Annotated in this window: 15 protein-coding genes; 8 read left to right on the forward strand and 7 right to left on the reverse strand. The window is 73.6% G+C overall.

Features of this window, described 5'->3' with window-relative positions; genetic code table 11:
• The first annotated feature begins 27 nt into the window (after window positions 1-27).
• Window positions 28-861 (forward strand): phosphatase PAP2 family protein, encoded by an 834-nt coding sequence (locus tag GMA12_RS07370; protein WP_240898688.1) that lies wholly within the window; start codon window positions 28-30, stop codon window positions 859-861.
• Between the two features lie 25 nt (window positions 862-886).
• On the opposite strand, the gene GMA12_RS07375 is transcribed toward GMA12_RS07370, so the two are convergent.
• The 3 genes from GMA12_RS07375 to GMA12_RS07385 all read right to left on the reverse strand — a co-directional run bounded on the left by GMA12_RS07375 (window position 887) and on the right by GMA12_RS07385 (window position 5137).
• A complete protein-coding gene (locus GMA12_RS07375; protein ID WP_156268645.1) occupies window positions 887-3118 on the reverse strand; it encodes an MMPL family transporter in 2232 nt (743 codons plus the stop codon).
• 123 nt (window positions 3119-3241) lie between these two features.
• Window positions 3242-3631, reverse strand: a complete 390-nt coding sequence (locus GMA12_RS07380) for a universal stress protein (RefSeq protein ID WP_162459608.1) — start codon at window positions 3629-3631, stop codon at window positions 3242-3244.
• A gap of 42 nt (window positions 3632-3673) precedes the next feature.
• Window positions 3674-5137 (reverse strand): APC family permease, encoded by a 1464-nt coding sequence (locus GMA12_RS07385; RefSeq protein WP_240898689.1) that lies wholly within the window; start codon window positions 5135-5137, stop codon window positions 3674-3676.
• Window positions 5138-5264: 127 nt separating this feature from the next.
• On the opposite strand from GMA12_RS07385, the gene GMA12_RS07390 reads away from it, so the two are divergent.
• Window positions 5265-6332: a nitronate monooxygenase gene (locus GMA12_RS07390; RefSeq protein ID WP_156268647.1), complete on the forward strand. Its 1068-nt coding sequence runs from the start codon at window positions 5265-5267 to the stop codon at window positions 6330-6332.
• 157 nt (window positions 6333-6489) lie between these two features.
• Here the strand turns inward: GMA12_RS07390 and GMA12_RS07395 are convergent, their stop codons facing one another.
• A complete protein-coding gene (locus GMA12_RS07395; protein ID WP_156268649.1) occupies window positions 6490-8016 on the reverse strand; it encodes a peptide MFS transporter in 1527 nt (508 codons plus the stop codon).
• 162 nt (window positions 8017-8178) lie between these two features.
• Between GMA12_RS07395 and GMA12_RS07400 the strand changes: the two genes are divergently transcribed.
• On the forward strand, window positions 8179-8793 hold the full coding sequence (locus GMA12_RS07400; protein ID WP_162459609.1) for a dihydrofolate reductase family protein: 615 nt from the start codon (window positions 8179-8181) through the stop codon (window positions 8791-8793).
• 54 nt (window positions 8794-8847) lie between these two features.
• On the opposite strand, the gene GMA12_RS07405 is transcribed toward GMA12_RS07400, so the two are convergent.
• Entirely contained in the window at window positions 8848-9675 is an 828-nt protein-coding gene (locus tag GMA12_RS07405; RefSeq protein ID WP_156268945.1) for an aldo/keto reductase, read from the reverse strand.
• A 190-nt stretch (window positions 9676-9865) separates the two neighbouring features.
• Window positions 9866-10681 (reverse strand): NAD-dependent deacylase, encoded by an 816-nt coding sequence (locus GMA12_RS07410; protein WP_156268651.1) that lies wholly within the window; start codon window positions 10679-10681, stop codon window positions 9866-9868.
• A 132-nt stretch (window positions 10682-10813) separates the two neighbouring features.
• Between GMA12_RS07410 and GMA12_RS07415 the strand changes: the two genes are divergently transcribed.
• Together GMA12_RS07415 and GMA12_RS19265 are read left to right on the forward strand one after the other, a co-directional pair.
• Window positions 10814-11227, forward strand: a complete 414-nt coding sequence (locus GMA12_RS07415; RefSeq protein ID WP_156268653.1) for a hypothetical protein — start codon at window positions 10814-10816, stop codon at window positions 11225-11227.
• A gap of 100 nt (window positions 11228-11327) precedes the next feature.
• Complete coding sequence (locus tag GMA12_RS19265) at window positions 11328-12020, forward strand: MOSC domain-containing protein (protein ID WP_156268655.1); 693 nt, start codon at window positions 11328-11330, stop codon at window positions 12018-12020.
• Here the strand turns inward: GMA12_RS19265 and GMA12_RS07425 are convergent.
• Complete coding sequence (locus GMA12_RS07425) at window positions 12013-12669, reverse strand: hypothetical protein (protein ID WP_240898690.1); 657 nt, start codon at window positions 12667-12669, stop codon at window positions 12013-12015. The genes GMA12_RS19265 and GMA12_RS07425 overlap by 8 nt on opposite strands.
• Before the next feature lie 67 nt (window positions 12670-12736).
• On the opposite strand from GMA12_RS07425, the gene GMA12_RS07430 reads away from it, so the two are divergent.
• From GMA12_RS07430 to GMA12_RS07440, 3 genes are all read left to right on the forward strand, one after another.
• Window positions 12737-13225, forward strand: a complete 489-nt coding sequence (locus GMA12_RS07430; protein WP_156268659.1) for a MarR family winged helix-turn-helix transcriptional regulator — start codon at window positions 12737-12739, stop codon at window positions 13223-13225.
• 60 nt (window positions 13226-13285) lie between these two features.
• Window positions 13286-13774, forward strand: a complete 489-nt coding sequence (locus tag GMA12_RS07435) for a DoxX family protein (RefSeq protein ID WP_156268661.1) — start codon at window positions 13286-13288, stop codon at window positions 13772-13774.
• 217 nt (window positions 13775-13991) lie between these two features.
• Window positions 13992-15863 (forward strand): ABC transporter ATP-binding protein, encoded by a 1872-nt coding sequence (locus tag GMA12_RS07440; protein ID WP_170301033.1) that lies wholly within the window; start codon window positions 13992-13994, stop codon window positions 15861-15863.
• Window positions 15864-15900 lie beyond the last annotated feature (37 nt).

Raw genomic sequence — 15900 nt, forward strand, 5'->3', positions numbered from 1 at the left:
CACGTGGTGTATGTCATGGTGGGCACCATGGCATTACCGGCACAGCACTCTTCCCCCCGGCCGGCCCGCTCCACCTGGTCCCTGCCCCAGCTGCACCAGTGGGTGGTCGTCCCCTTCATCGTCGTGCTCGCCACGGCGACGGTGGGGCGGCTCCTGGTGTACTCGCCGGGGATCGCGGCTCGTGAGACCGAGGTCCTGCAGCAGCTCGACGTCGCGCGCTCCGGCGCGCTCGACCTGACGGCGCTCGTCCTGCACCACGCCTTCTCCACCCCCGGGGCGTTCGCCATCGTCATCGCCCTCACCGCCTGGCTCGCCCGGAGCCGGCGGCGCCCCTGGGACGCGGCCGGCTTCGCCGTCACCGCGCTCTGCGGCTGGGGCGCGGTCGCCCTGACCAAGGTGGCGGTCGGGCGGGCCCGCCCGGATGCCGCGACGCTCGCCGAGCCGCTCGTCCTGGTGGACGGCATCACGTCGTTCCCCTCCGGGCACACCGGCGCCGCCCTGGCGATCGCGGCGGCCTTCTGCCTCGCGGTGCGCCGGTCCGGGCGGGGGCCGGCGGTCCTAGCCGCGGGCGTGGGGGTCGCCGCGCTCGTCGGGGTCTCCCGGCTCTACCTGGGCGTGCACTACCCGCTCGACGTCCTCGCCTCGTTCCCCGTCGCGTGGGCCGGGCTCGCCGTGGGCTGCGGACTGGCCAACCTGCTCGTGCCCGCGCTGGCCTACGGGTTCGGCTGGCAGCAGGAGGGCGCGGGGTGGGACGCCGCCGAGCAGGCACCGGCGGCGGAGCCGGTGGCCGAGGAGGAGGCGCGTCCGGTGACGAACCGGATCCCCGTCGTCGCCCGCCGCTCCGGCCACCACGCCGCCTGAACGGGCACCCCGGGGTCCTGCCGGGTCAGGGCTCGATCCGCCGGTGGGCGGGCCACCAGATGGCCCGCCCGATGTCGTAGGTCAGGGCGGGCACCAGCAGCGAGCGGACGATCAGTGCGTCCAGCAGCACCCCGAACGCCACGATGAACGCCAGCTGCACCAGGAACATGATCGGGATGACGGCCAGGGCCGCGAACGTCGCCGCGAGCACGATCCCCGCGGAGGTGATCACCCCGCCCGTGAGGGTCAGTCCCCGCAGGATGCCGGCCCGCGTGCCGTGCACCAGGGACTCCTCCCGCACCCGGGACATCAGGAAGATGTTGTAGTCGATGCCCAGGGCCACGAGGAACACGAAGCCGAACAGCGGCACCGAGGGGTCGGCGCCGGGCAGCCCCAGGACGTGCTCGAACACCAGGGCGGAGACGCCCAGGGCGGAGAAGAACGAGATCACGGTCGTGAGGATCAGCAGCACGGGGGCCAGTACCGAGCGCAGCAGGAGCATGAGGATCAGGGTGATCACCACGAGGATCACCGGGATGATCAGCGTGCGGTCGGCGATCGAGGTCTCGTTGGTGTCGAGGTTCGTCGCAGTGGTCCCGCCCACCAGGATCTCCTCGTCCACCGCGGAGAGGTTCTCCCGCAGCTCACGGACGGTCTGCTCGGCGGCGGGGGAGTCCGCGGCGTCGGCCAGGGTCGCCTGGAGCTGGTAGAGGCCCTCGGCCTCGGTCGGCTCCACGCCGGCGAACGGACCGACCGGCGGGGCCGCGTTCTCCCCCAGGGGCAGGGTGCCGGAGGGCGAGTCGTTGGCGACGGCGGCCACGTCGGCGACGCCCTCGGTGTCCTCGACCGCCGCGACCGCCGCGTCCAGGGACCCGGTGGGCACCAGCACGACCGCCGGGCTGCCGGAGCCGCCGGGGAAGTGCTCCGCGAGGGCCTCCTGGCCGTCCCGGGCCTGCGACTCCCCGAGCACGAGCTCGCTCTGCTCCACGCCCGTGGCCTGGAACTGGGTGCTGAACCCTGCCAGCACCAGCAGCACCGCCGTGGTCACGACCCAGATCGCCCGCGGGGCGCGGGCCACGAAGCGGGCCACGGACGCCCACACGCCCCGGCCCTCCACGGTCGGACGGTGGCCGGCCCCGTGGCCGACTACGCGCACGCGCTCGGCCCCGGAGGCGTCGAAGCGGGGCCGGAACGGCCAGAAGGCGCCGCGGCCGGTGGCGTAGAGCACCGCGGGCAGGAAGCTCAGGGCGGCCAGGATCGACATCACGATGCCCACCGAGGCCACCGGGCCGAGCGCCTGGTTGGAGGCGAGGTCGGACAGCAGCAGGCACAGCAGACCGGCGATGACCGTGGCGCCGGAGGCGACGATCGGCTCGACGGACCCCTTGAGCGCCGCCCGGGTCGCCTCGGCCCGGCCGCGGTGGTGCAGCAGGGCATCGCGGTACCGGGCCGTGTACAGCAGGGAGTAGTCGGTGGCCGCGCCCACCACGAGGATGAACAGGATGCCCTGGACCTGGCCGCTGATGGTCACGAGGTCGTTGGCGGCCAGCCAGTAGACGACCAGGATCGCGGCGCTCAGGGCGAAGACCGAGGTCAGGAGGACGAGGACGGGCAGGACCGGGGAGCGGTAGACCACCAGCAGGATCACGAAGACCACGGCCAGCGCCACGCCCAGCAGCAGGCCGTCGATGCCCTCGAAGCCGGCTACCAGGTCCGCGGTGAACCCGGCGGGGCCGGTGACGTAGGCCTGCAGTCCCTCCGGGCGGTCTTCCGCGAACCGATCCGAGAGCGTCTCGACGTCCTCGACCACCTCACCGTCCGGCAGCGGCACCACGACCTGGAGGGCCTCGCCGTCCTCGGAGGGGATGGGCGGGGACAGGCGGCCCTCGACCGGTTCGCTGTCCTGCACGGAGGCCACGGTCTGCTCCGCCCACGCGCGGTCCGCCGGCTCCAGGCCGCCCTCCCGCACGAGGAGCACGATCGCGGGGATCGCGTCCGAGTCCCGGAACTCGCCCTGCAGGTTCGTGACGCGGGTGGACTCGGTGGACTCCGGCAGGAAGCTGGACTGGTCGTTCGTGGAGACCTCGGAGATCTTGCCGAAGTACGGCCCGCCGACGCCGGCCACGGCCAGCCACCCCACGATGAGCAGCGCCGGCAGGAGCACGCGCAGCAGCGTGGTCCAGCGGGAACGACGCGGCGGCCGGGTGTCGTCGGCCCAGGGGGCGGGGCGGGACCTGGTGGGGGCCGAGGAGGGCATGGCGGGCCTTTCGAAAGCGGCTGGAGCGGTCCCGGCGGCGTCGGGACGGGCCCGGCTCGGCGGCCGCCGATCCCGGGTCCGGCACCAGCCTAATATTTCGAAAACAGAAACAACACGTGGTGCTCAGTCGTAGACGGCCTTCACGCTCAGCACCGGGCAGGGGCTCTCGAGCAGGACGCGCTGGGCGGTGCTGGCCATGATGATCTTGCCCACGGGAGAGCGGCGGCGGATGCCGAGCACGATGAGCTCGGCCTCCCGCTCCCGGGCGGTGTCGAGGATGACGTCCGCGGGGTCGCTGTCGTGGTCGGGCTCCCGCAGCTCGTAGCGCAGCCCGGAGCGGGAGAGCTTCTCCCGCTCGACGTCGATGTCGGCCCCCACCTCCGGCGGCTGGTGGCGCTTCGGCCGCGGCTGGACCACCACCAGGTCGGTGCCACGGCGCTCGGCCTCACGGATCGCGGCGTCCAGCGCGGCGTGTCCGGGGGCGGTGGGCATGTATCCGACGACGACGGTCACGGTCTCTCCTCGGTCAGGGCCGCCCCGAACGGGCGGACCGGGTCACTGGGTGCGGTGCGGGTCCCCGCCCCCGGGCTCGTCCTCCATCCGGGCGAGGTCCTCGGGATGCTCGAAGCGCACCTTGCGGCCGAGGAACAGCCGGTCGTAGACGAAGTTGACGATCCACAGGCCCAGGCCGATCAGCAGCAGGACCACCGCGATCTGGTACTCGATGGGGTCCTGCGCCCACGGCCCCACGAGGTAGGCGCACGTGAGCGCGCCGAGGTACGGCAGGACCCGCGGGGCGTGGAAGTAGTCGTGCGTGGGACCGTGGTCCTTCCGCAGGACGATCGCCGCGATGTTGACGATGGTGAACACTCCGAGGAGCAGGAGCGCGGTGGTGCCGCCGAGGGCGCTCGCCGTCCCGCTGCCGAGGAGATTGTTGATCACGACGATCAGGCCCATGGCGAGCAGGGTGGTGAACACGATCGCGGACCAGGGGGTCCGGCGCCCGTGCAGCACGTGCCCCAGGAAGTCCGGGAGCACGCCCTGCCGCGCCATGCCGTAGAGCAGGCGGGAGGCCATGAGCATGTTGATCAGGGCGGTGTTGGCCACGGCGAAGATCGTCAGGAACGGGTAGATGGTGTCGATCGGGATGTTGGGGGCCCCGATCCGGACCATGTCCAGCAGCGGCGTGGTGGACTCCCCGAGCACGCCGATGGGCACGACCGCCACGGTGAAGATCGAGACCAGGAGGTAGACGGCGCCCGTGACGCCCAGGCCGAAGAGCATCACGCGCGGGAAGTCGCGGCTGGGGTTCTTGGTCTCCTCGACCATGTTCACGGAGTCCTCGAACCCCACGAAGGAGAAGAACGCCAGCGAGGTCACGGCGGTCAGCGCCAGGAAGATGCCCTTGTCCTCGGAGGTCTCGAAGATCATGGTCTGGCTGAAGTCCGCCTTGCCCTGGAAGGACGCCCAGAACCCGACGAGGATCACGATGAGCAGGCCGGTGAGCTCGATCGAGGTGAGGACCACGTTGAAGGCCAGTCCCTCGGTCACGCCCCGGATGTTGATCGCGGCGAGGATCGCGATGAAGCTCACGGCGATCACGGTGATCCCGGTGGTGCCCACCTCCAGGCCGAAGCCGCGGGCGAAGTTCGAGGCCACGGCGGAGGCCGCGGTGGACGCCGAGGTCAGCCCCGAGCTGAGCACGGCGAAGGTCACCAGGAACGTGATGAAGTGGATGCCGAAGGCCTTGTGCGTGTACAGGGCGGCGCCGGAGGCCCCGGGGTACTTGGTCACCAGCTCCAGGTAGGAGAACGCGGTGATGGTCGCCACCACGAAGGCCACGAGGATCGGGGCCCAGGCGGCGCCGCCGATCTCCCCGGCGATGTTGCCGGTGAGGGCGTACACGCCGGTGCCGAGGATGTCCCCGACGATGAACAGCAGGAGCAGCCCCGGGCCCATCACCCGTTTGAGCTCCGGCTGCGGACGGGACCGGGTCTTGGAGTCGGCGGACTGGGCCATCGGGTGCCTCGAATCGGTCGTGCCCGGCGCACGCCCGGCCGGACGGTGGTCTGCGCACAGCCTATGCCACGGCCGGGGCACGGCGCAGGGGGTGACGCGGGCCCCGCGTGTTCCTAGCCTGGGTGCCATGACCAGCATCGCGCCCCGCTTCCGGCTGCCCGACCTCTCCGTCCCGTTCGTGGGCGCCCCGATGGCGGGCGGGCCGTCGACGCCCGCGCTGGCCGCGGCGGTCACCGCCGCGGGCGGCCTGGGGTTCCTCGCCGCCGGCAACCGACCGGCCGCAGGGGTCCGGGCGGACGTCGAGGAGGTCCGGGCGCTGACCGGCGGCCCGTTCGGGGTGAACGTCTTCGTGCCGCAGGCCGCGAACACCGCCGCACCGGGCGCCGCCGTGGACCCGGCCGTGCACCGGTCGGTCGCCGCCTACCGGGAGGCGCTGCAGGAGGCGGCGCGGAACTACGGGGTGGAGCTGCCCGCCACGGACCCGGCCGACGACGACGGCTGGACCGCCAAGCTCGAGCTCCTCGAGCAGCTGCGGGTGCCGGTGGTCTCGTTCACCTTCGGCCTGCCGGCGGCGTCCGTCCTGGACCGGCTGGCGGCGGTGGGCAGCACGACGTCCGTCACGGTGACCTCGGTCCCGGAGGCGGAGGCGGCGGCCCGGGCCGGCGCCGACCTGCTCACCGTGCAGGGCCCGGCCGCCGGCGGTCACCGGGGCACGCACCGTACGGAGGACGTGGCGGGCGAGGAGACCCTGGCCGAGCTCGTCGCGGCGGTCCGCGCCGCGGTCGACCTACCGCTCGTGGCGGCCGGAGGCATCGCCTCGCCCGCGGACGCGGCGGCCGTCCGGGCCGCCGGGGCGGATGCGGTCCAGGTCGGCACGCTGCTGCTGCGCACCCACGAGGCCGGGACCTCCGCCGCGTACCGGGAGGCCCTCGGCTCGGGCCGCTACCGGGAGACGGTCGTGACCCGGGCGTTCTCCGGCCGCCTGGCCCGGGGTCTGCGCAACGGTTTCATCGACCGCTACTCGAATATTGCTCCAGCGGCATATCCCGAGGTCAACCAGCTGACGAAGCCGTTGCGGGCGGCAGCGGCGGCAGCCGGGGACCCCGAGGCCATCTCGCTGTGGGCGGGAACGGCCTTCGCCGCGGCGCGGGAGTGCCCCGCGGCGGACGTGGTCGCGCAGATCGCGGGCGGCTGAGCCGGGGCTCGTCCTCCGGCGCAGCAGCGCCGGAGGACGAGAGGAGGGAACCGCCCGCCGCGGCCGGGGACCCGGCCGGCACCGTCCCCCGGGCCGGAACCCAGCCGGGCGCCGTGCGACGGAGTCCGGTCGGGTGCCGCCGGGGGTCAGGACCCGGTCAGCGCACCCCCCGCATCCGGCGGCGGATCCACGGGGAGAGCACCAGCAGGCCCGCGCCGATGACGATCGTCACCGCGCCGAGGGCGCCGAAGTAGGCGGCCTCCGACTGCTCGCTGTAGTACCCGGCCAGGGACCCGGACAGAGCGGTGCCCAGGGCCACGGAGAGGTAGAACAGGGAGACCATCAGCACCGGATAGGCCCGGGGGGCCAGCCGGGTGGACAGGGAGAGCCCGACCGGGGAGACCAGCAGCTCGCCGAGGGTGGCGACGAGCAGGATCAGCGCGGCCCACAGCACCGGCACGGAGGACACCCCGACCATCGGCAGGAAGATCAGGAACGCGGACCCCATCAGGATGATGCCGAGACCGAACTTGGCGGGGGTCGACGGCTGCCGGTCGCCCAGGCGCGTCCACAGCACCGCGAACACCGGGGCGAGCAGGATGATGAAGAACGGATTGAAGGACTGCACCCAGGAGATCGGCATGGTCCAGTCCCCCAGGGTCCGGTCCAGCCGGGTGTCGGAGTAGATGGTGATCACGGTGAACTGCTGCTGGAACAGCGCCCAGAAGGCGGCCGAGCCGATGAACATCGGGATGAACGACCGCACGCGGGAGCGCTCGTCGTCGTCGACCTTCGCGCTGGTGAGCAGGAGCACGAACAGGGCCACGGCCGCCAGCACGGTCACGGCCACCACGACGTCCGCCAGGTTGCCCGCGTTGAGCAGGCCCGTGAGCACGGCCGCCGCGACCACGGCGAGCGCGGCGACCGCGACGCCGATCCACCGGCCGTACTGGCTGCGGGGCAGGGGGTTGGGCACGTGGTGGACCTCGCCGGGCAGCCGGCGCCGGCCCAGCGCGTACTGGGTGAGCCCGAACGCCATGCCGATCGCGGCGAGGCCGAAGCCGAGGTGGAAGCCCCACGTCTGCTGCGCGAGGCCGGTCAGCAGCGGGCCGGTCAGGCCGCCGATGTTGACGCCCATGTAGAAGATCGAGAACCCGGCGTCCCGGCGCGGGTCCCGGCGCTCGTAGAGGGAACCCACGAGATTGGTGATCGTGGCCTTGAGCCCGCCCGAGCCGACGGCGATGAGGATCAGCCCGATCGCCAGGCCGGTAACCGCAGGGAGGAGGGCCAGCGAGATGTGCCCGGCCATGATGAGCACGCCGCTGACGAACATGGTGCGCTCGGAGCCGAGCAGCCGGTCGGCCACCCACCCGCCGAGGATGGCGAACAGGTAGACGGCGCCGCCGTAGGCGCCCACGATGCCGGCGGCGGTCGACTGGTCGATGCCCAGCCCGCCCTCGGTCGTGGCGAAGTACATGTAGAGCAGGACGATGCCCTGCATGCCGTAGAAGGAGAAGCGCTCCCACAGCTCCACGCTGAACAGGTTCGCCAGCATGCGGGGCTGGCCGAAGAAAGTCTTTCCCGCGGGGCGGGGCAGGTCCGCGCCCGGGATGTTGTCGGGGGTGCCGTGCGGGGCGGCGGCACTGGTGGTGCCGTCGCCCGCCCGGGAGGTGTCGGTGTTCATGACCACCATGGTTCACCCGTCGACCGGTTCCGCACCAATCGGCGGCCGGGCCGGGCGGGCCCGGCCGCCGTGCAACGGTTCTGTCACGGGCCGTTCCGCCGCTCCGCCGCCGGGCTAGCGTGGGGACCGGTCGGCCGCGGAGGCGGGACGAGGAGGAGCAACGTGGGGACGGGGCGGGACGAGGACGCCGGGCGGGGCAGGTCCGGCTGGGCCGGGCACGTGTACATCGGGGTCAGCGTGGACGGGTACATCGCCCGTCCGGACGGAGACCTGGCCTGGCTCGAGAGCCGCGGGGCCGCCGCCGCGGAGGCGGGGGCCGGGGACCTGGGCTACGAGGCGTTCATGGCCGGGATCGACGCCGTGGTCCTCGGCCGCGTCACCTACGAGCAGGTCCTGGGTTTCGGGGACTGGCCCTACGGCGGGCGTCCCGTCGTGGTGCTCGGCTCCGGAGGCCCGGGCCCGGAGGCGGGGGCTCCCCCGGTGCGGTGGGCCACGTCCGTGCCCCGGGCGGTCGAGCTGCTCGACGCCCTGGGCGCCCGCCACGTCTACGTGGACGGCGGCGCCACGATCCGCTCCTTCCTCGACGCCGGCCGGATCGCCGATCTCGTGCTGACCCGCGTGCCGGTGCTGCTGCGGGAGGGCATCTCCCCGTTCGCCGGGGCGGGCACGGACGTCCCGCTGGAGCTGGTGGACGTGCGGTCCTTCCCGGGCGGGCTGGTCCAGGAGACCTACCGCGTGGCCGACCCGCACCGGGCAGGACACCGCCCGCACCGGTGAGCACCGGTGCGGGCGGGCGTCAGGGGCGGGGAACCGTCCCCGGACGTCGAGGGCTCAGTTGAAGTCCTTCGGGTCCGAGCCGATGCGCCCGCCGTTGTCGAGGCCGTTGATCGCCTCGACGTCCTCGGGGTCCAGCCGCACGTCGAGGGCCGCGAAGTTCTCGCGGATCCGCTCGGGGGTGACGGTCTTGGGGAAGACCACGTTCCCGATCGCCAGGTGCCAGGCGATGATGACCTGGCCCGGGGTCGCGCCGTGCTTGCGGGCGATCGAGGCGATGGCCGGGTCCTTCAGCAGGTCGCCGCCCTGGCCCAGGGGGGACCACGCCTCGGTGAGGATGCCGTGGGAGGCGTTGAAGTCGCGCAGCGCGGCCTGGTTGAAGTAGGGGTGCAGCTCCACCTGGTTCACCACCGGGACCACGCCGGTCTCGTCGATGATCTCCTGCAGCTCCTCCCGGGGGAAGTTGGAGACGCCGATCGAGCGGGCCTTGCCGCTGTCGCGGATCTCCTGGAAGGCCTTCCAGGTCTCCAGGTACTTCCCGCGCTTCGGCGTGGGCCAGTGGATGAGGTAGAGGTCCACGTACTCCAGGCCGAGGCGCTCCAGGGAGGCGTCGATCGCCTGCAGCGCCGAGTCGTAGCCGTGGTCCTCGTTCCACAGCTTGGTGGTCACGAAGATCTCCTCGCGCGGGATGCCGCTGTTGGCGATGGCCCGGCCGACGCCCTCCTCGTTGCCGTAGATCTTGGCGGTGTCGATGTGCCGGTAGCCGGCCCGGAGGGCCTGGCCCACCACGTCCTCGGCGATGTCGGCGTCGACCTGCCAGACACCGTAGCCGAGCTGCGGGATGGTCCTGCCGTCGTGCAGGGGCAGGGTGGGGGACTGCGTCATGGACTGGGTCATGGACCGTGCCTTTCGTGGGGAGCCAGCCGGTGGCTGGAAGGGGTGGGCTCCGGGACGGGGTCCCGGAGCCGGTGTCCGTCGTTCAGTCTGTGGCTGCCGGGGGTCCGTGACAAGAAGACCAGGCTGCTTTCTGCTCTCAGCTATCAGTGCCCGGCGCCCGACGCGGCGCCGTGGGCGCTCACCGGGACGGTGCGGGACGGATCCCTGCGGGCGGGAGCTCGGGCGGCAGCTCGGGCAGGAGGCGGGGCAGCGCCTCGGCGGAGCGGGCCCGCACGGCCCAGTCCGCGTGGGGCGTGAGGGCCGTGTCCTCGGGATTGACCTCCACCACGGGGACCCCGCGGCCGGCGGCGAGCAGCGGGAGGGAGGCCGCGGGCTGCACCAGCCCCGAGGTGCCCACCACGAGCACGAGGTCGGCCTCCGCCACGGCGTCGGCGCCGCGCTCCAGGGCGCCCTCGGGCAGCAGCTCCCCGAACCAGACGACCGAGGGCCGGACGGCCCCGCCGCACGCCGGGCACACCGGCGGGCGCTCGCGGATCGGCTCCTGCAGGTCCGCCGAGCGCTCCGGGGACAGGCCGGGGACGAGGGCCTCGGGGAAGGGCGCGCCGCAGGCCGAGCAGCGGAAGGCGAACAGGCTGCCGTGCAGGTGGGCGAGGACCTCCGAGCCGGCCCGCTCGTGGAGGTCGTCCACGTTCTGGGTGACCACCTGCACCCGGGCCCGCTCGGCCCACCGGGCGATCGCCCGGTGCCCGGCGTTGGGGCGCAGCCGGCGCAGCTGCCGCGCCCGCCACAGGTACCAGGACCACACGAGCTCCGGGTCGGCCTCCCAGGCCTCGGGCGTGGCCAGCTCCTCCGGGGACCACCGGGCCCACAGTCCCGTCCCGGCGTCGCGGAACGTGGGCACTCCGCTCTCCGCCGACATGCCGGCGCCGGAGAGCACGGTGACCGTGCGGGCGGAACGGGCGAGCTCGAGCAGCTCGGGATCCAGGTCGTCCATGCCGCCCACGGTATACGCGGAGGGCCGCCAGTGCCACGGTCCGCCCCTCGGCCGGCCGCCACCCTGGGTGCGGGCCGGGAATCGACCGGGCGCGTTGGTCGATCCACGCGCGCGCGTGATGGAATGGAACCCATGAAGTTCAACGTCCAGCGCGTTCTCACCCCGGCCTACCTGACCTCCATCGCCCTCATCGTGATCGGAGTGCTCCTCGGCCTGGCGTGGTACCCCGTCGCGGCGTGGGTGTTCGTGCTCCTCGGCCTCGCGCTCAACGCGATGGCCGTGTCCGTCACCGAGATCCACGACGCCCCGCGCGCGGCCGGCCGGCGCCGCCCGTCCCTGCCCTCGAGGGCGCCGCGCACCCGGCGCCCCGCCGGCGAGCTCGGCGACGAACTCGGTGACGAGCTCGCCGACGACCCGGACGGCGGTGCCCCGGGGGGCCGCCCCGAGGGGGGCCTGCGCCGGGCGCCCGTCGAGCCGGAGGCCGAGACGGCCGCGACCCCCACCGTGCCGCACACCGGCTCCAAGGCGCTCCGCCACCCGCGCTGACACCCTGCCACCCGGATCCCGCCGTGTATCCTCCGACGCACCACCGCGGGTTCGCGGAGGGCACCGAGGGGGTCCCCGACCCCGGGGAGGACCGCCGGCCATGACCGCACACGTCCGCAGCGTCAACGTCGGCCGGGCCGAGGAGAACCCCGCCCGGTCCTCCCTGCCCACCGGCATCCGCAAGCGCCCGGTGGCGGGTCCCGTGGAGATCCGCGAGCCCGGACCGCGCAAGGGCGGCCTGGGCTCCGGGGTGGCCGGGGACTTCATCGGCAACAGCACCTACCACGGCGGCACGGACCAGGCGGTCTACGCGTTCGCGCGCGAGGAGCTGGACTTCTGGGCGCGGGAGCTGGGCCGGGAGCTGCCCGACGGCTCGTTCGGGGAGAACCTCACGCTCTCCGGCGTCGACGTCGACGGCGCCCGGCTGGGCGAGGTCTGGCGGATCGGGGACGTGCTGCTGCAGGTGACCGACGCGCGCATCCCCTGCGGCACGTTCCGCGGGGTCATGCAGGTGCGGGGGTGGCTGCGGCGGTTCACGGAGCGCGGCCGCTCGGGGGCCTACCTCAAGGTGCTCGCACCGGGCACGGTGCGAGCCGGGCAGGCGGTCGACCTGGTCCGCCGGCCCGAGCACGGGGTGGGCGTGACGGACGCCTTCCGCGCCCAGACCACCGAGCGGGAGCGCCTGCCGGAGCTGCTGCAGGCGGGGGAGGACCTGTGCGAGCAGCTGCGCCGGCGGATCGAGAAGGAGCGCCGGGCGGAGGCCCGCCGGGCGCAGCGGGAGGGCGTCAGTTGAGGGCGGCGCCCCGGTAGACCTGCTCGACCTGCGCCTCGGAGAGCCGTGTGTCGATCACCGCGGTGCCCTCGGGGTCGTCGCGCAGGAAGCGCACCGGCCCGTGCGAGCCGACCTCCAGGAGCAGGGCCGCGTCGGCGTCGTAGACCGCCTCCACCACCGTGCGGAACCGGGAGCCGCGGACCGGGTTGACGGACAGCTCCAGGCGGGCACGCACCCGCCCACCGTCCTCGGGGGCCTCCGCGGCGGCACCGTCCTGCGCCGTGAGGGGCTCCAGGGTCAGCTCCCGGACCACGCCCACCCCGTGGTCCACCACGTGGGCCAGGCGGGAGCCGAGCCGCCCCTGGGCCGCGGCGAAGGCGCGGCGCAGCCGGGACGTCCACCACAGCGCGGTGGCCACGAGGATCGCGGCGATCAGCGCGAGCGGCCACGCGGACCCGGAGCGGGACCACTGCTGCCACAGCAGGACCACGGCCAGTGCGGTCAGCAGCGGGACCACGAGCAGCATCGAGGTGCCCAGCCTCTCGCCCCACGACGGACGGTCGGAGGCGCCGTCCTCGCCGTGCGCGGTGCGCAGGCGCTTCATCACCTGGACGTCGAAGTCGCGATCGTCCGCGGGAACGGGCCGGGGCCAGGTGCCGAGGGAGTCCATGGTTCCCATTATGGGGCGCGGGCGGTGCGGGACCGGTGGCGGGGTCCCGGCTCGTAGAATCGTGCCCATGACCGAGACCCGATGGCTGTCCCCCGAGGAGCGCGAGGCCTGGTTGGCGCTCGTGTCCATCATGTTCACCCTGCCCGGCAGCATCGAGTCCCAGTTGCAGGCCGAGGCCGACCTCAGCCTCGCCGAGTACCTCGTCCTGGCGATGCTCTCCGAGGCCCCGGACCGGCGGCGGCGGATGTCGGACCTCGCCACGGCCACCAACACCTCGCAGTCCCGGCTGTCGCGGATCGTGGCGCGCCTCGAGCGCGACGACCTCGTGGTGCGCACGGGCGACGAGAGGGACAAGCGCGTGGTGCTCGCGGAGATCACCGACCGCGGCATGGAGAAGGTCGAGCAGGTGGCGCCGGGTCACGTCGCCCACGTCCGCCGCACGGTGATCGACCGGCTCACCCCCGTCCAGGTCCAGCAGCTCGCCCTGATCGGGCGTCTGGTCGAGGACGACGCCCAGGGCCCCACCGCCCGCGGCATGGCCGCCGACCAGCTGTGACCCCATAAGCATGCGGCAGCAAAAGTTGTAGGGGAAAGTATTTTCGGCTAGGGTCGGACCATGTCCACGACACACACGCCTGAGCGCGCCACCGCCACCCGTTCCTCCGTCCCGGCCGCGGCGGCCGCGGGCGCCGGCCCCACCCTCGGTCTGACCGTCCTGCGGGCCGTCCTCGGCCTCACGTTCCTGCTCCACGGCTGGCAGAAGGTCAGCGAGTGGACCCTCGCCGGCACCCAGGCGTCGTTCGCCCAGATGGGCGTGCCGCTGGCCGAGGTCGCGGCGCCGGCCGTCGCCGTGCTCGAGCTCGCCGGCGGGGCGCTGCTGGTCCTCGGCCTGGGCACCCGGGTGGTGGCCGCCCTCCTGGCCCTCACCATGCTCGGGGCCCTCGTCCTCGTGCACCTGCCCGCCGGCTTCTTCGCGGCCGACGGCGGGTTCGAGCTCGTCCTGCTGCTCGCCGCGGGCACGCTGCTCCTCGCCCTCACCGGTGCCGGCCGCTGGTCGGTGGACCACGTGCTCGCCGCGAAGCGCCGGGCTGCCGCCCACGCCTGATCCCCAGCACCCGTTCCGGCCCTCGTGCGGCCGGAACCACGGACCCCGTGCCGCAGCGTCCCGCGGCACGGGGTCCGTCGCCGTCGGTCCGCCGCGCCGCCCGGCCCGCGGCGGCGGTGTCGGCACGGGGGCGTAAAATCGGTCCGGCGCGGCGCGCACCACCACGGCGCCGGGCCGGTTCCAGCGCGGGCGACCCCCGCAGATCGGGGGCTCACCCATGAGCATGCAGAACTCGCCGTACATGGTCCTGTGGCGGACGGTCCAGGGTCAGGAGGTCAAGGACCGCCGGATCAACCGGGCGACCCTGCGGCGCATCGTGGTCTTCGCCCGCCCGCACCGCTCCCCGCTCACCGTGTTCCTGGTGATCTCGGTGCTCACGGCCCTGCTGGGCGTGGTCACGCCCATCCTGGCCGGTGACGTGGTCAACGCCATCACCGGCGGCGACGACGTCTCCGTGGTCGTGTGGCTCGCCGTGGCCATCGCCGCGGTCGCGGTGGTGGACGCCGCGCTGGGCATCGTCAACCGCTGGCTGTCCTCCCGGATCGGGGAGGGGCTGATCCTCGACCTGCGCACCGCGGTCTACGAGCACGTGCAGCGGATGCCGATCGCCTTCTTCACCCGCACCCGCACCGGGGCGCTCGTCTCCCGGCTCAACAACGACGTCATCGGCGCGCAGCGGGCGTTCTCCAACACGCTCTCCGGCGTGGTCAGCAACATCGTCTCGCTGCTGCTCACCGTCGTCGTCATGGTCACGATCTCGTGGCAGGTCACGGCCCTGTCCATGCTGCTGCTGCCGATCTTCCTGGTCCCGGCCCGCGCCATGGGCGGGCGTCTGGCCCGGCTCCAGCGGGAGGCGGCCCAGCACAACGCGTCCATGTCCACGCAGATGACCGAGCGGTTCTCCGCCGGCGGCGCCACCCTCGTCAAGCTCTTCGGCCGGCCGGAGACCGAGTCCGCCGAGTTCGCCCGCCGGGCCGGCCGCGTGCGGGACATCGGCGTGCGGGTGGCGATGCTGCAGACCGTCTTCGTCACCGCGCTCACCCTGGTGTCCGCGCTGGCCCTGGCCCTGGTCTACGGGCTGGGCGGCGCGCAGGCCATCCTCGGCAACCTGGACGCCGGCGACGTCGTGACCCTCGCCCTGCTCCTCACCCGGCTCTACGCCCCGCTGACGATGCTCGCCAACGCCCGGATGGACATCATGAGCGCCGTGGTCAGCTTCGAGCGCGTCTTCGAGATCCTGGACCTCGTGCCCCTGATCCAGGAGCGGCCCGGGGCCCGGGCCCTGCCCCCCGGCCCGGCGTCGGTGGAGTTCGACGACGTCCGCTTCGCCTACCCCTCCGCCGAGGAGGTCTCCCTGGCCTCCCTCGAGGACGTCGCGGTGCTCGACTCCCGGGGCGGCGAGGAGGTGCTGCACGGGGTGAGCTTCACGGTGCTGCCCGGGCAGACCGTCGCCCTCGTGGGCTCCTCGGGCGCGGGCAAGTCGACCATCGCCCAGCTCGTGGCCCGGCTCTACGACGTCACCTCCGGGGCCGTGCGGATCGGCGGCACGGACGTGCGGGAGGTGACCTTCGCCTCGCTGCGGGAGACCATCGGGATGGTCACCCAGGACGGGCACCTGTTCCACGAGTCGATCCGGGAGAACCTCACCCTGGTGCGCCCCGAGGCCACGGACGAGCAGCTGTGGGACGCCCTGGCCCGGGCCAGGATGGAGCACGTGATCCGGGCCCTGCCGGACGGGCTGGACACCGTGGTGGGCGAGCGCGGCTACCGGCTCTCCGGCGGTGAGCGCCAGCGGCTGACGATCGCGCGCCTGCTGCTGGCCGCCCCGCGCGTGGTCATCCTCGACGAGGCGACCTCCGCGCTGGACTCCACCAACGAGGCCTACGTGCAGGCCGCGCTGGGCGAGGCGATGGAGGGGCGCACCGCCCTGGTCATCGCCCACCGGCTCTCGACCATCCGCTCCGCCGACCAGATCCTGGTGGTGGAGGGCGGCCGGATCGTGGAGCGCGGCCGGCACGCGGAGCTGCTGGCGTCGGGTGGGCGCTACGCCGAGTTGTACGAGACCCAGTTCGCGGACCAGGAGGTCTGACGGACCCTCGGCGACGTCCCGGCGCGCCTCGGGGTGG

This window comes from Kocuria sediminis (assembly GCF_009735315.1).
In the GTDB taxonomy this organism is placed as follows: domain Bacteria; phylum Actinomycetota; class Actinomycetes; order Actinomycetales; family Micrococcaceae; genus Kocuria; species Kocuria turfanensis.